This window comes from Robiginitalea insularis (genome assembly GCF_052497835.1).
In genome coordinates this window covers 2,502,824-2,518,531 of record NZ_CP199296.1, presented here as the reverse complement: position 1 = coordinate 2,518,531, position 15,708 = coordinate 2,502,824, and the positions used below count along the sequence as shown (strand labels likewise).

14 protein-coding genes and 1 tRNA gene are annotated in these 15,708 nt (G+C 47.1%); 8 read left to right on the top strand and 7 right to left on the bottom strand.

From position 1 onward, the window contains the following. Positions 1-3: 3 nt before the first annotated feature. Positions 4-765, bottom strand: coding sequence for a sulfite exporter TauE/SafE family protein (locus ACT6NV_RS11420; protein ID WP_445384578.1), 762 nt, complete (start codon positions 763-765; stop codon positions 4-6). A 152-nt stretch (positions 766-917) separates the two neighbouring features. On the opposite strand from ACT6NV_RS11420, the gene ACT6NV_RS11415 reads away from it, so the two are divergent. The 8 genes from ACT6NV_RS11415 (at position 918) to ACT6NV_RS11380 (ending at position 8,554) form a co-directional block, all read left to right on the top strand. After that, positions 918-1,001, top strand: a tRNA-Leu gene (locus tag ACT6NV_RS11415). A gap of 342 nt (positions 1,002-1,343) precedes the next feature. Next, positions 1,344-2,594 carry an NAD(P)/FAD-dependent oxidoreductase gene (locus tag ACT6NV_RS11410; RefSeq protein ID WP_445384577.1) on the top strand — a complete coding sequence of 417 codons (1,251 nt, stop codon included), beginning with the start codon at positions 1,344-1,346 and terminating at the stop codon, positions 2,592-2,594. A 151-nt stretch (positions 2,595-2,745) separates the two neighbouring features. Beyond that, on the top strand, positions 2,746-3,645 hold the full coding sequence (locus ACT6NV_RS11405; RefSeq protein WP_445384576.1) for a MerR family transcriptional regulator: 900 nt from the start codon (positions 2,746-2,748) through the stop codon (positions 3,643-3,645). Between the two features lie 28 nt (positions 3,646-3,673). Beyond that, positions 3,674-5,131, top strand: a complete 1,458-nt coding sequence (locus ACT6NV_RS11400; protein WP_445384575.1) for a phytoene desaturase family protein — start codon at positions 3,674-3,676, stop codon at positions 5,129-5,131. A 9-nt stretch (positions 5,132-5,140) separates the two neighbouring features. Continuing rightward, positions 5,141-5,980, top strand: coding sequence for a phytoene/squalene synthase family protein (locus ACT6NV_RS11395; protein ID WP_445384574.1), 840 nt, complete (start codon positions 5,141-5,143; stop codon positions 5,978-5,980). Between the two features lies 1 nt (position 5,981). Further along, positions 5,982-6,431, top strand: coding sequence for a sterol desaturase family protein (locus tag ACT6NV_RS11390; RefSeq protein ID WP_445384573.1), 450 nt, complete (start codon positions 5,982-5,984; stop codon positions 6,429-6,431). Between the two features lie 6 nt (positions 6,432-6,437). Continuing rightward, entirely contained in the window at positions 6,438-7,907 is a 1,470-nt protein-coding gene (gene crtD / locus ACT6NV_RS11385) for a 1-hydroxycarotenoid 3,4-desaturase CrtD (protein WP_445384572.1), read from the top strand. After that, positions 7,904-8,554 (top strand): carotenoid biosynthesis protein, encoded by a 651-nt coding sequence (locus ACT6NV_RS11380; RefSeq protein WP_445384571.1) that lies wholly within the window; start codon positions 7,904-7,906, stop codon positions 8,552-8,554. The genes crtD and ACT6NV_RS11380 overlap by 4 nt, the downstream gene beginning before the upstream one ends. Here ACT6NV_RS11380 and ACT6NV_RS11375 read toward each other — a convergent pair. From ACT6NV_RS11375 to ACT6NV_RS11350, 6 genes are all read right to left on the bottom strand, one after another. After that, positions 8,535-9,263, bottom strand: coding sequence for a DUF3291 domain-containing protein (locus ACT6NV_RS11375; RefSeq protein WP_445384570.1), 729 nt, complete (start codon positions 9,261-9,263; stop codon positions 8,535-8,537). The genes ACT6NV_RS11380 and ACT6NV_RS11375 overlap by 20 nt on opposite strands. Before the next feature lie 25 nt (positions 9,264-9,288). Then, positions 9,289-9,849, bottom strand: a complete 561-nt coding sequence (locus ACT6NV_RS11370) for a TlpA family protein disulfide reductase (protein ID WP_445384569.1) — start codon at positions 9,847-9,849, stop codon at positions 9,289-9,291. Between the two features lie 29 nt (positions 9,850-9,878). After that, positions 9,879-12,152, bottom strand: coding sequence for an aconitate hydratase (locus ACT6NV_RS11365; RefSeq protein WP_445384568.1), 2,274 nt, complete (start codon positions 12,150-12,152; stop codon positions 9,879-9,881). Between the two features lie 172 nt (positions 12,153-12,324). Further along, on the bottom strand, positions 12,325-13,278 hold the full coding sequence (locus tag ACT6NV_RS11360; protein WP_445384567.1) for an AAA family ATPase: 954 nt from the start codon (positions 13,276-13,278) through the stop codon (positions 12,325-12,327). Position 13,279: 1 nt separating this feature from the next. Next, on the bottom strand, positions 13,280-14,725 hold the full coding sequence (locus ACT6NV_RS11355) for a peptidylprolyl isomerase (protein ID WP_445384566.1): 1,446 nt from the start codon (positions 14,723-14,725) through the stop codon (positions 13,280-13,282). Beyond that, positions 14,697-15,608, bottom strand: a complete 912-nt coding sequence (locus tag ACT6NV_RS11350) for a peptidyl-prolyl cis-trans isomerase (protein WP_445384565.1) — start codon at positions 15,606-15,608, stop codon at positions 14,697-14,699. The genes ACT6NV_RS11355 and ACT6NV_RS11350 overlap by 29 nt, the downstream gene beginning before the upstream one ends. Between the last annotated feature and the right edge of the window lie 100 nt (positions 15,609-15,708).

Below are 15,708 nucleotides of genomic sequence, written 5' to 3'. Positions count from 1 at the left end.
GTTCTATCCGGAATGAACCGGAAATATCGGTATTCCCAGACCGTGCACCAGGAGGGTCAAAACGCCTATAAAAAGTAATAAAAACAATACAAATTTTCTAAATTGATCCTGGCTGATTTTATTCAGGATCAGCTTCCCAATATAGGTCCCGGCGATACTGACCACTATCAGAATAGGAATCAGGTACAAGTCGTGTTTGTGGATATACCCGTTGTAGGCATATACAATTGACCGGCTGAAATCTATCCCCAGGTCTATTGCCGCAGAAGTGGCAATAAATTGTTCCTTGGGTAATTTAAACGCTGCCATAGTGGCACCCCTGATAGCCCCTCCCGTTCCCAGCAGCCCTGCCAGGATGCCGGACAGGGCGCCGCCGGAAATGGCGTTCGTTCTGTTAGGACTTATTTGCAATCCCTTCTTGATGATGAAAACCAGACTGAAAAGGGTTAGGAAAATCCCCAAAGCAATACTCAGGTAAATGGGATTGGCGTAACGGCTCAGAAAAGCACCCAGGGACACAAACAAAACGGCGGGTATCCCTAAATTAAGGATCAGGCTTCGGTTAAAACCCTTCGAAAAGAAGGAGATTTTAGTGATGTTGCTGGATAAGTGAAAAAGGGCTGTCACCCCTAAAACGGATTGAAAATCGAGATAGTAACTCGCCAGGGGAACAAAAAAAACTGAAGAGCCAAAACCTCCTATTGTTCCGAGAACCTCCGCGAGCAAAGCGAGGATTATAAACCAGGGTAAAAGCCGAGTTAGCATGTGGTTTTACTTGTTTGACAAGGTAGTGAACCCAGGTGTTTTTTGGGATGATCTTTATCAGGGCCGGCCAATTTTAGCGCTTCGGAATTATTTTCTTCCTTAAGTTTTGTTTGAGTTGGAAAAAGCGGGTTATATTTGTGCCGCTTATTCAAGCCCACGTGGCGGAATTGGTAGACGCGCTACCTTGAGGGGGTAGTGTTCTTATGGACGTGCTGGTTCGACTCCAGTCGTGGGCACTTAAAGCGTAAACCTCGCTCGCAAGAGCGGGGTTTTGTTTTTTAGGGGAACCGTCAAAAATTTATTTTTGTAAAGACATCCTGAGGGAAATGGCAGGTTGCATCGAATCGCCAGCCGCATCGTCTCGCGCCTCACTGTAAAAGGTCCACCGGACCTTTTACTGATTGTTCGGCCGAATTTTCAGGCGGGGCCGCAATAGAGCACCGCATAAAATGAACGCACTTTAGTAATGCGTGCAAATCCCGTTGCTCAGAATGCAGGATTTTTTTTGTTTTTCTTGAGATACGAAAATCAGATTTCAACCGGATTAGGTAACTTAGCGAGGTCTTTTCAAAGAAGGTATGAGCAAGAAAATTGTTGTGATAGGAGGGGGTATTATGGGCCTTAGCAGCGCCTATTACCTCCAAAAAGAAGGGTTTGAAGTTACCGTGCTGGATAAGGGCGAAATTACAGCCGGAGCATCTTTTGTAAATGCAGGCTACCTCACCCCCAGCCACATTATCCCCCTTGCTGCTCCCGGGATGATGGCCAAAGCCGTTAAATGGATGTTTGACAGCAGCAGCCCATTCTACATGAAGCCACGGCTGGATTCTAATTTTCTGAGATGGGCCTGGAGTTTTAACCGTTCGGCGCGTCCTTCCAGGGTGCAGCAGGCCATCCCTGTTATTGCCGAGATCAACACATTGAGCAAAGCGCTTTACCAGCAGCTTCTTGAGAGTAGTGACTTGGGGGAATTTCAGCTCGAAAAATCGGGCCTGCTTATGCTTTACAAGTCTGCGCAGCTTGGTGAAGCCGAAAAAAAAGTAATGCAAAGAGTGTTGGATTTAGGCCTTGAAGCCCGGGCCCTCAGCCGGGAAGAACTCCTAAGCCTGCAGCCCGGCCTGAAAGAGGATATTCAGGGTGCGGTCCATTACGCCTGCGATGCCCATACAACCCCGGGGCAAATAATGCAGCGAATGCTGGCCTATTTGCAAAAAAAAGGGATCGCCATCCATACCGGAACCCTTGTGGAAGGATTTGAGGCTGAAAATGGCAGGATAGCCCGCATAAAGAGTAACCAGGGTATTTTCGAGGCAGACGAAGTAGTGCTCGCAGCCGGGGCCTGGAGCCCTTTGTTGAGCCAAAAACTGGGGTTGAATCTGCTGCTGGAGGCAGGAAAGGGGTATCGAATTGATATAAGTCGGAATACCCCTGTAAAAATTCCGGCTATCCTGATGGACTCCAAAGTTGCCATAACCCCTATGGACGGGTTTACCCGTTTGGCGGGAACGATGGAATTTTCAGGGATTAACCACAAAATCCGAAAAAACCGGGTAAAGGCTATTGCCTCGGCAGTAGAGAGCTATTACGAAGGTCTTTCCGTTCAGGAGGAAGAACTGGAACAGGCTGCCTGTGGATTGAGACCCGTTAGCCCGGATGGACTTCCCTATATCGGAAGGGTTTCTAACTGGAAAAACCTTTGCCTGGCCACAGGGCATGCTATGATGGGATGGAGTCTGGGCCCTATTACCGGTAAGCTGATAACCGAACTGATAAGCGGAAAACCAACTTCTATGGATATTAAACCTTTTGAACCGGAAAGACGGTTTTAATTGTTTAGCCTTATATCGCTGATTAAATAGCAAACCCTCTAAAAATAAGGTCCAAAAAATGTGACCTGCCTAATTTTGCTCAATTTTAACGATTCATGTAGCCTTAACTGCATTAAATTTAATATTTTTGTTTAAGCTTTAGGTGAAAAAAATGAACAGCGTTAAAAAATCATTTGGGATACGAGATCTTGAAAATCTTTCAGGAATCAAGGCACATACAATCAGGATCTGGGAAAAACGCTACGGGCTTTTTGCGCCGGAACGAACCTCAACAAATATCAGGACCTACAGCCTTGAAAGCCTCCAGAAACTGCTCAATATTACGCTGCTTTACAACAATGGTTATAAAATATCGAAAATAGCGAGCATCCCGGAGGACGAACTGGCTCAGCAGGTTCGGGAAGTAGTCGCGCAAAATTCCGTTAAAAGCCACGCCATCAATGCCTTTAAGCTGGCCATGGTAAATTTTGACCAGTCCCTTTTCCAGAAAACGTATGCAGGTCTTTTAGCAGAGAAATCTTTCAGAGAAATTTTCTGGGAAGTGTTTATGCCCCTGCTGCACGAACTTGGGCTTCTGTGGCAAACCGACACCATTGGCCCGGCTCATGAGCACTTTATTACGCACCTGATCAAACAAAAAATTTCCACCAGCACTGAAAAGCTACAATCTCTTGAACCCACCCGAACCGATAAGGTTTTCATCCTTTTCCTCCCGGAAAATGAAATACATGAAATTGGCTTGCTCTTCGTGAACTATGAATTGGTGTTAAGGGGTTATAAAACCATTTACCTGGGGCAGACCATTCCCCTGGAAAGCCTGGTAGACCTGAAAAAATACTATGACGACCCTCATTTTGTATCCTATTTCACTGTAACCCCGACCAAACCGGATCTGGCCAAATATTTATCTGATTTTAAAGAAAATCTGCAGCAGGACAGCGAAAGCCACCTCTGGATACTGGGCCGGCAGACCGAACACCTCGCAGAGTTAACGCTGCCTGAAAACATCAGTGGCTTCAGTTCTATTGAACACTTGCTGAGCGCACTGTAATGCTTTCTCAATACTAATCTCCAAAGGAATGAAAAAGAAAGCGGCAATTATCGGATCGGGCTTTTCCTCCCTGTCGGCTGCATGTTACCTTGCCAAGGCCGGATACAGTGTAGACGTATACGAGAAAAACAGCCAGTTGGGGGGCCGGGCCTCACAATTAAAACGAGAGGGATTTACCTTTGATATGGGCCCAAGCTGGTACTGGATGCCCGATATCTTTGAAAAATTCTTTTCGGATTTCGGAAAAAGCAGTTCCGATTACTACACCCTGGACCAGCTGGATCCTGCTTACCAGATCTTTTTTGAAGATGAAGTGGTTACCATTGGGAGTTCCATGGATGCCATATGCAGGGAATTTGAGCGCATTGAACCCGGCAGCGCTGCACCGCTTCGAAAATTTATATCCAAAGCGGCTGAAAACTACGACATTGCCATAAATAAAATGGTTTACAAACCGGGGAAATCCCCGCTGGAGTTGGTTTCTTTGGAAACAATGACGCGCGTCGGACAATTTTTCAGTACTATCAGCCGGGATGTCCGCAAGCAATTCAAAAACCCCAAACTCATCTCCATTCTGGAATTCCCGGTCTTATTCCTCGGGGCCAAGCCATCCAATACCCCTTCATTTTACAGTTTTATGAATTATGCCGATTTCGGCCTGGGTACCTGGCATCCAAGAGGAGGAATGTATAAAATTGTAGAAGCCATGAAGGCTTTGGGCAGCTCCCTGGGGGTAACTTTTCACACCAATGCCGAGGTTTCGGAAATTCGATTGGATAAAAGCAAGGCCTGTGGGTTGCAGATTAATGGCAAAACGGTAAATGCCGACCTGATCATCAGCGGGGCAGACTACCATCATACCGAGAGCCTGCTTCCTGCTGATTTCCGACAATATTCGGAATCCTATTGGGAAAATAGGACATTTGCCCCTTCTTCCCTCCTCTTTTATATCGGCTTTGATAAGAAGCTCAAAAATATCCGGCATCACAATTTATTCTTCGACACAAATTTCGAACAGCACGCCGTAGCCATTTACGACCGGCCCGAATGGCCCAGGGACCCCCTCTTTTATGCCAATTTCCCGTCTGTTACTGATACGGAGATGGCACCAGGCGGCAAGGAAACCGGTTTTTTCCTGATGCCACTGGCACCGGGTTTGGAAGACAGCACCGAGCTCCGGGAAAAGTATTTTGATATTATTATGGATCGATTTGAATTGCGGACCGGCCAGGAAGTGAGAAATAATATTATATTTAAGGAAGCTTTCTGTGTGAAGGATTTTGTTGAACGATATAACAGCTATAAGGGAAATGCCTATGGAATGGCCAATACCCTGAGGCAAACAGCGTTTTTAAGACCAGGGCTGGAAAGTAAAAAAGTTAAGGACCTTTATTTTACGGGACAATTAACCGTTCCGGGGCCCGGAGTCCCACCATCCCTGATCTCAGGCAAGCTGGTCTCTGAACTAATACAACAAAACGATTAGCAGAAGGGCATGAAATCATTATTCGATACGGTTTCCCACGGATGCAGTAAGCTGGTTACCCGGCGTTACAGCACCTCCTTTTCCCTGGCGACCAAAATGCTGGCCAGAAGTATACGGCAGGAAATCTACAATATATACGGGTTTGTGCGCTTTGCTGATGAAATTGTGGATTCCTTCCACAATTACGATAAAAAAGAGTTGTTCGATCGCTTCGAGGAAGATCTGGAGCTGGCGCTAAAACAGGGGATAAGCCTGAATCCCATTTTGAATGCCTTTCAGGAAACCTATCATAAATACAATATCCCGCACCACCTGGTTGCCGCTTTTATGAAAAGCATGCGCATGGACCTTCACAAAAAAGTCTATCGCACAGAAGAAGAGTACAAGGAATATATCTATGGTTCTGCGGATGTTGTAGGCCTGATGTGCCTTTGCGTATTTGTAAAAGGGGACAAAGCCCGTTATGAGGAACTCAGGGAGGAAGCCATGGCATTGGGATCAGCATTTCAGAAAGTTAATTTCCTGAGGGACCTGAAAGCAGATTACGACGGGCTGGACCGTTCCTATTTCCCGAATACGAACCTGCTGGAACTGGACGAGGTCTCAAAAGCAAGCATAGTGGAGGAGATTCAAGCAGATTTCCGAAAAGGGTATCAGGGAATACTGAAATTGCCGGGGGAATCAAAGTTCGGGGTCTATATGGCCTATCGTTACTATTCGAAATTGCTGCACAAGCTGCAAAGATTACCCTCCGTAGAAATAAAAAATGCCCGGGTGAGAGTGCCGAATTATCAAAAAGTTGGGTTACTGGCCCGCTCTTATGTTCGCTATCGATTAAATTTGGTATAAGATGCAAGTGATTTACTGGATTGGAATTTTTTTGTCAGCCTTCTGCGTTATGGAATTTATGGCGTGGTTCACCCATAAATACATCATGCATGGTTTTTTATGGAGCCTGCACAAAGACCATCACCGCAAAGATCACGACTCATGGTTTGAGCGCAACGATGCTTTTTTCATTTTCTACGCAATCGTGAGCATGTCCTTTATTATGGTAGCCTCTGAAACTTCCTTCTGGCAGGGATACCCCATTGGCCTGGGAATCCTGGCCTACGGGATTGCCTATTTTCTGGTTCATGACATTTTCATCCACCAGCGTTTTAAACTGTTCCGAAATGCCAATAACTGGTACGCCAGAGGTGTACGCAGGGCGCATAAAATACACCATAAACACCTTGGAAAAGAAGAAGGTGAATGCTTCGGGATGCTCTTTGTTCCCTTCAAATATTTTAAGAAATAATCAGGCATGGCCAAAGCATGCATTGTAGGTGCCGGGATCGGAGGGCTTGCCACGGCTATCCGTCTCAGGGCCAAGGGCTATGAAGTCAGTGTTTTTGAACAGAATTCCTATCCGGGAGGGAAATTACATGCCGAGCGATTTAAAGGGTACCGCTTTGACATGGGACCGTCTCTTTTTACGATGCCACAACTGGTGGATGAACTCTTCGAGCTTTTCGGGAAAGACCCAAAAAATTATTTCAGCTACCACCGCAAGAAAGTCCTTTGCCATTATTTCTGGGAAGACGGAACAAGGTTTCAGGCCCCTGCTGAGCCGGAAGCATTTATTGCTGCAGCTTCAGATGTTTTTGGTGAACCCGGGGAGGCATTGAGGGGATATCTGGATCGCAACCGGCGAAAGTATGAACTTACCGCACCCTTATTCCTTGAAAAATCCCTGCATAAAATCCAAACCTACCTGAATTCCCAAACCTTCCGTGCAGCAACAGCCATGGCGGGCCTGGGGATATTTAAGAGTCTGGATAGCGCAAATAAACAGGCTTTTAAAAATGAGAAGCTGGTGCAGTTGTTCAACCGCTATGCAACCTACAATGGGTCCAGCCCCTACCAGACTCCAGGGATTATGTCTATGATCCCGCATCTTGAGATGCAGCTGGGTACCTATTATCCAAGGGGTGGGATGCATGAAATTACCAGGAGCCTTTTCGAACTGGGAAAGGCAGAAGGGGTCCGCTTTCATTTTCAGGAAGGGGTTGAGCAGATTCTTACCAGCAGCGGTTCTGCCTGTGGCATTCAAACGTCCAAGGGAAGTTACACTTTTGACCTGGTCGTTTCCAACATGGATATTTACCCTACCTATAGAAAATTGCTGCCCGGAGAAAAAGCCCCCGAAAGGACACTGAAACAGGAGCGCTCCAGCTCTGCCTTGATTTTCTATTGGGGAATCCGGAAATCCTTTCCCCAACTCGACCTGCATAACATACTGTTTAGTTCAGATTATCAGGCCGAATTCAACTGTATCTTTAACGAAAAAAGCCTTTTTGAGGACCCTACGGTCTACTTGAATATTACCAGCAAGGAAAGCCCGGAAGATGCTCCTGAAGGATGTGAAAACTGGTTTGTAATGGTTAATGCACCAGGCGATTACGGACAGGACTGGGATGCGCTTATCAGCAAATGCCGCAGCAATATCATTGCAAAAATCAACAGAGTCCTTAACACAGATATCGAAAAGTTGATCGAGGTAGAGGAACTGCTCACCCCCAGTGGGATTGCCGAGAAAACGAGTTCTTACAGGGGAGCGCTGTATGGGGCGGCCAGTAACAACCGTTTTGCAGCCTTTCTCAGACATCCCAATTTCAGCTCCAGACTTGCCAACCTTTACTTTACGGGCGGTTCTGTGCACCCGGGAGGGGGCATCCCGCTTTGTCTGTATTCGGCTAAGATTGTAAGTGAAACGATTCCATTTGCAGAATGAGAGAACCGAAAGCACTTTTACCAACCTACAGGACCACAATAGGGGTATTCCTGGTTTGGCTCTTTCATCTTAGCGGGCTCATAGGAATTTATCTGGGATACGAAGACTGGTTTATTTCCAAAACGCCACTGAACCTCTTTCTAAGCGGCTTGCTCTTTATCTGGATCTATCCCCTTTCAGGAAAGAAAGCCTGGCTGCTGTTCCTGCTTTGCGGCTTTCTGGGCATTGCAGCCGAATGGGTAGGCGTACACACCGGATGGCTTTTTGGAGCCTACGCCTATGGGGAAAACCTCGGGCCCAAAATTTTTGAAGTACCCCTTTTGATTGGCCTCAACTGGGCATTGCTGACCTTTATAACGGGAAGCCTCAGCCGTCGCTGGCTTCAGAACAGGAAACTGCAAATGCTGGCGGGAGCCTTGCTGATGCTGTTGCTGGATTTTTTTATGGAGGCGGCAGCGCCGCATTTCGACTATTGGGAGTTTAATGGGGGAACTGCCCCGTTGTGGAATTATGTCTGCTGGTTCCTGCTGGCATTTTTGTTACAGGGTATCTTTCAGAAGACCGGGCAGGCTGGAAACTCCCGTTTTTCAGCACAATTGCTTTTGGCCCAGTTTGTTTTTTTTATCGCTATGTTTTTTCGGTACTGAGTTCTTGCCGGAGCAGCTCCATCCCCTTGCAATCAGACCAGTTCCCCAGCATTTTAAAAGGCTGAAACCTGGCAAACATTTCTTCGCTGTACCAGCCCAATTCACGGGTACGCCTGATAGCCTCCTGATGTCCGTCAGCAGAATACGCGAAATCCATCATGCTCTGCAAATCTTTCCAAAGACTGAAAGTGGCCATATGGATAAAGGGGGTTTCGCCAATTCCCTTGGTATACAACAGGCCCTCGCGCTGCTCCAGGGTTTCCCGGGAAGCCGGGACCGAATTCCAGAACTTCCTTAAATATTTCCGTTTGATAGTCGCTCGCGTGATTACCGCCAGCATCGGAATAGAAGTTGCTTCTGTGGTTTTGGAATCAAAGGGATTCTGACCATTCCAGAGGCCTTTGGAGCGAAGCGGGCGCATAAAAAGGGTCCAGTTTTCATCAGAACGGTCTCTGTATTTTTGTAACCACTGGTGCTGCCCAAAGAAATTTTCGGCCTCCCCGAGGCTCTCCCAATGCTGTAAAAGGGAAAAAACCTCCCAGTCAGGAGAGGTACTGAACCCCTGTTTTCCCGTACCCAGCAATTTGTAAAACACCAGACCGCTCACCTTGTTCAGTATGGGTTTGGCGAACTGCATCTGCTTTAAAGCCCAGAATTTCCTTCCTGCCCCTTTAAAACGAAAAAAGCTGATTGTACTTACTGAACCCATAGACAAAACCCGTTTCTGACCCGAATTACTCCTCGAGTAACGCGTCCAGTAATTCGTGAACCCTTGCAGAATTCCAGTCGGCTATGCCCTCCTGATCTACCACAACGTAGCCCTCCCGGTCTATTATATAAGATCGGGGCGGATCTGAAGTATCCACCGGACTGCGATTCCCTATAATCAGATACGTTATCGGAAAGGTAAACCCGTATTCTTCCATAAAGGTTTCAACAGGCTCCCGTTCCTCATCTGTTATGATGTAAAAATCAACCTGGTCTCCATAAGTATCGTAAAGCTTCTGTATCCCTTTGAGTTCTGGGAGGCTGGGAAGTCTCCAGGAAGCCCAGAAATTGATAAACACCACATTTCCCTCAGAGCGTTCGAAATTAAAAAAATTCCAGTTGGCGTCCTTCAGTGTCCAGTCGTAGTCAGTGATCTGCTCGCGGTCTGCCTCTTCTGTTACTTCCGGGCTGAATGAGAATACCTGCATCAGCCAAATCTTGGAATGATGCCCCAGTGGTGTCACAAAAAATGACAACACAAAGAGGATGATCGCAATGTTGATAACCGTCTTCCTGCGTATTTTCATCTGGTATTTTCCAGGGAGTTAGCCCTTACTTAGGAAGCGTTTTCTTTTTTAATCACATTCAGTGCGGAACCTTCCCGGAACCACCCGATCTGAGTGGCATTATAGGTATGGTTAGCCTTTATGTAATCTTTGCTTCCATCGGCGTGAACCACCTCTATTGTAAGGGGCTTATCAGCTTGGAAATCAGCTATATCCGTAAAATTGAAGGTGTCATCCTCCTGTATCAGGTCATAATCCGATTCGTCGGCAAAGGTAAGTGCCAGCATCCCCTGCTTTTTGAGGTTGGTTTCATGGATACGGGCAAAAGATTTAACAAGTACCGCTGCAACCCCAAGGTGACGTGGTTGCATGGCAGCGTGCTCCCTCGAGGAACCCTCACCGTAATTGTGGTCTCCCACTACAATGGTTTTTATACCCTTGGCTTTGTAAGCGCGTTGTGTATCCGGTACGCCGCCGTATTCGCCGCTTAGCTGGCTCTTTACAAAGTTGGTTTTCTTGTTGAATGCGTTCACGGCTCCAATCAGGGTATTGTTTGCAATATTATCCAGGTGTCCCCTGAAGCGTAACCAGGGCCCTGCCATAGATATGTGGTCTGTAGTACATTTCCCGAAGGCCTTGATCAGCAATTTCATACCCTGCAGGCTTTCATCTGAGATGGGCTCAAAGGGATCAAGCAATTGCAGGCGCTCTGAATCCTTGGCGACCTTTACTTCCACACTACTGCCATCTTCTTTGGGGGCTACATAACCTGATTCCTCAACTGCAAAGCCTTTCGGTGGCAGTTCATAGCCCCTGGGTTCATCCAATCGGACTTCTTCGCCTTCCTCATTGATCAGAGTGTCTGTAATTGGGTTGAAATCAAGCCTACCGGCTATTGCAATGGCTGTTACCAGTTCAGGTGAACCCACAAATGCGAGCGTATTCGGATTCCCGTCTGCACGCTTGGCAAAATTGCGGTTAAAGGAGTGAACGATCGTATTTCTGGGACCATCGGTAGCTTTATCCCCATAGCGATCCCACATCCCGATACACGGGCCGCAGGCATTTGCAAAAACGGTTGCCCCAATATTGTTGAAGGTATCGATAAAGCCGTCCCGTTCTATGGTATACCGCACTTGCTCAGATCCAGGGGTTATAGTAAAGTTTGATTTCGTCTTTAGTTTTTTATCCGAGACCTGCTGAGCCAAAGAAGCCGCACGGGAAATATCTTCATAGCTGGAGTTGGTGCAGGATCCGATCAGGCCGTATTCCACTTTTAAAGGCCAGTCATTTTCACGGGCGGCCTCGCTCATCTTGGAGATAGGGGTCGCCAGGTCTGGTGTGAAAGGGCCGTTTAAATGAGGTTCCAGGGTTGAAAGATCAATTTCGATTACCTGATCGAAATAGGTATCGGGACTTTCGTATACTTCGGGGTCAGCCGTAAGATAATCCGCCACTTTATTAGCTGCATCTGCCACATCCGAACGGTCGGTAGCCCGAAGGTAGCGATCCATAGAAGCGTCATAACCAAAGGTGGAAGTGGTGGCACCCACCTCTGCACCCATATTGCAGATAGTCCCTTTCCCGGTACAGGACATAGAGGTTGCCCCGGGTCCGAAGTACTCTATAATGGCCCCTGTACCCCCTTTTACAGTAAGTATATCAGCCACCTTCAGGATTACATCCTTTGGTGCCGTCCAGCCAGACAAACTCCCTTTGAGCTTAACTCCTATGAGCTTTGGAAACTTGAGTTCCCAGGGCATTCCGGCCATTACATCAACGGCATCGGCACCCCCAACACCAATAGCGACCATCCCGAGACCACCCGCGTTTACGGTGTGCGAATCGGTTCCGATCATCATCCCACCAGGGAAGGCATAGTTCTCCAGTACCACCTGGTGAATAATCCCCGCCCCGGGGCTCCAGAACCCTATTCCGTATTTATTGGAAACAGATTCGAGGAAGTCAAAGACCTCGTTACTGGTTTGATTGGCTCTTTTCAAATCGGCGTCTGCCCCTACCTTTGCCTGTATCAGGTGATCACAATGTACCGTAGTGGGAACAGCCACTTTGGGTTTCCCCGCATGCATAAACTGCAACAGCGCCATCTGTGCTGTGGCATCCTGGCAGGCTACCCGGTCAGGCGCGAAATCAACATAATCCTTACCCCTTCGGAAAACCTTATCAGGGTTGCCATCCCAAAGGTGGGAATAGAGAATTTTCTCAGAAAGGGTCAGAGGTCTGCCTACCAGCTCCCGGGCTTTATCTACCCGCTCCGGCATGGTAGCGTAGACCTTTTTGATCATGTCTATATCGAATGCCATTGTTTATAAGGTTTATCTATTAAAATTGTTGCCCAAAAATACTAAAAAGCAGAGGGAATTAAAATAATTACAGCAGCCAATATACACCTTTTGAGGATGTTTGAAGAGCTGAAAGCGGAATTGGCAAAGAAGATCAGGTCTGAAAGGGTGTCAGGGCGCTGCCCTGCCCGATTCAAAGTAACTTTGATATAATATCCTCATCAGAGATCCCCTCGGCTTCAGCCTTGTAATTCCTGAGGATCCTGTGGCGCAATATTCCCATGGCAACAGCCTGCACATCAGCAATATCCGGAGAAAACCTTCCGTCTACGGCCGCGTGGGCCTTAGCTGCCAGGATCAGGTTTTGAGAGGCTCTTGGACCGGCACCCCAATCCAGGTACTGGTTTACCAAATCTATGGCGCCTGCCTCCCCGGGTCGTGTTTTATGAACCAGTTCAACAGCATAACGAACTACATTATCCGGAACGGGAATGCGACGAATGAGGTGTTGTACTTCGAGTATTTCTTCGGCACTGAAAAGGGTCTCGAGCTCCGTTTCCCGGTCGTCCGTGGTCTTCTTGACCACATCGATCTCTTCTTCCACACTGGGATACGTAAGTTCAATGGCGAACATAAAACGGTCTAACTGCGCTTCCGGAAGGGGGTAAGTACCTTCCTGCTCAATCGGATTCTGTGTTGCCAGTACAAAATAAGGTGCCTTTAGCTTATACTGCTTCCCCGTAATGGTAACCGCCCTTTCCTGCATAGCTTCCAAAAGGGCTGCCTGTGTTTTGGGAGGGGTCCTGTTTATTTCATCTGCCAACACAATATTGGCGAATACAGGACCTTTAATAAACACGAAATTGCGGTTCTGGTCAAGCACTTCGCTTCCCAGAATATCGCTGGGCATCAGGTCCGGAGTAAACTGTATCCGTTTAAAATCCAAACCGAGGGTTTGGGCAATTGTATTAACCATCAGCGTTTTTGCCAGTCCGGGTACCCCAATCAGCAAAGAATGCCCCCCGGTGTATATGGACCAGAGTATCTGATCAATTACGGCCTCCTGACCGACAATTACTTTTGCGATTTCTTTTTTCAGCGCCTGGTGCCTGGCAACTAACTTCTCTACAGCCTGAACGTCCGACATCCTATTTTTTTAACCAGTTATTGGCGAAATTACAATCGCGGAACGCCCCATTAACGCTTATATATGTTTCTTCAATATGCGTTTTCATCCATTCCCTGATGGCTTTAAACTGTTTATCCCGTAGCGCCAGTTCCTGGATTTTCATATAATCCCTTGCAAAGTCAGCTTCGTGTTCGTCATACCGGTTTGTGACCATCAGGATTTTATAACTGGCCGGGCCACCCCTGGGGTCTTCTTCCAGTATGGGGTTGGATATTTCATTATCCTTCAGGTTCCTGACCTGGTTGTACAGGGTGGGATCCATTTTGGTCAGTTCAAAACGAGACCCATAATCGCTGGGGTTACGCAATACGCCCCCATCAAATTTGGTCTCTTTTTCATCCGAAAAGTTACGGGCCGCCTCGGCAAAAGTATACTTCCCTTCCATCACCTGCTTTCGGATGGTATCCAGTTCCTTACGCGCATTGTCCAGTGCTTCCTGGGGCACCTCCGGCTGGATAAGGATATGCCGTAAATCCAGCTCCTGCCCGCGGATTTTTTCAATATAAATGATATGATAGCCAAAATCTGTCTCGAAAGGCTCGGAAATCTCTCCCTCCTGCAGACTGAAAGCGACATCCTTAAACTCCTTTACAAAGTTGGTTTGACGGGTCATACTGTAAAACCCCCCTCGTGATTTTGAGCCCGGGTCCTGAGAATAAAGAATGGCCTTAACCCTGAAATTGGCATCATTATCTTCCACATCTGCCTTGATTTCATTGAGCTGGTCAATTACCTTTTGCTTCTCCTCTTCAGGGATCACAGGTCTTTTGACTATTTGGGCAATTTCCAGTTCGGCGCCAAAGACCGGACGCTGGTCTTCCGGAATGCTATTAAAGAACTGCCGGACCTCTTCCGGAGTTACCTGAATCTCCCCTACCACTTCCTGCTGCATTCGCTGGGAAAGCATCTGCAGCTTATTAATCTTGTAAAGCTCATCCCTCAGGTCTTCTACCGATTCCTTTTTGTAAAATGCAAGTACTTTTTCCATTGATCCGAGACGTTGCACAAATTCCTGGAGGTACTGATCACTGGAGCTGTTCACCTCATCATCCGAAACCAGAATACTGTCCTGAACGGCCTGATGGGCATAAAGCCGGTCTTCCATAAGCTTCCCCAGTAAACCGCAACGATCAATGTCCTGGGTTGTGGCCCCCTGGTTTCTCAAATCGATGAGGGTCTTTTCCACATCCGATTCAAGAATCACATAATCACCAACCACTGATGCAATCCCATCCAGTTTAATGCGCTGAGTAGCACCGGCCGGTTTGCTGTCTGCCAGATCATCTGGCGAAACCGGAGTTTCAACGGCGGTTTCTTCTGTCTGGGGAACGGAGTCCTGTACCTGTGCGCTAAGACCTGCAGTCAGGGCAAACAGGCTAATTTGTAATAGTATTTTCTTGTGCATTATCATAAATTTCAAATTCATTCCTTCGTATAGCTTCATTGATCAGATCTGATTCCAGCTCCCGAAGATACTTCATCTTTCTCCTGTTCAGCAAAACCTGCCTAAGCCTGGGTTCTATATAAGAAAGCGGGGCAATCTCATTGACTCCCAGTACGTCTGTCACCTTAATCAAATATACCCCTGAACCATCCTCCAGCTCTATAAATTGTGATTTTTTTAAGTTATCGCTCTCATTCTCCGCCGTAAGTGGCGGAATTTCATCCATAATTCTCGAAACAGGGACCCACAGTGAATCGTTAAAGTGCAGTTTGCGGAATTGTACCCCAACCGAGTCGAGAAAGCGCAGATCGTTTTCGTTAAAACGCCGCAATCTTTCAGTAACCTCCTCACGATTCAAAAATTGCAGGGGTAGCTCAATAAATCGCAATTGCACAATTTTTTCCTGCAGCCGAAAATTAACTCTTTCCTTTTCGTAAAATTCATTGAGTTCACTGTCCAGAATAAGCGTATCTTCTGACTGTGCTACCAGGGCTTCTTTGTAGGCCCGAGTATAAAGATCTGCTCGATAATCCGAAATCAGGGATTCAAATTCTGCTATTTTATCCTCGGAAAGATTGAATTTGGCCCTGGAGAGTAAGAGGCGCTGGGTGGCCCATTTGGTAATCAGGTTGGAGGCCAGCGCAATACTGTCTTCTGCACTGAGGTTATCCGCAAATAATCCTGAAATATCGTCCAGGTACAGGTATTCTTCCCCTACCCTGGCTACAACCTCCCTTTCAGGCTGCTTCTTCCCGAAGGAATCGCAGGAAATACAGAGCAGCCCGGCCAGCAAGCAAGTACCCGCCAGTAAGAATTTCAGCGTTCCGATTTTTACAAGGCGCATCCGGCAAAAGTAATAAATACCCCCCGGGGAACAAGTAAAGTTCGGATGGATTAACACATTTTTATCAGGCATCCTGTCCCAATTTTTTAGTACCTTGAAG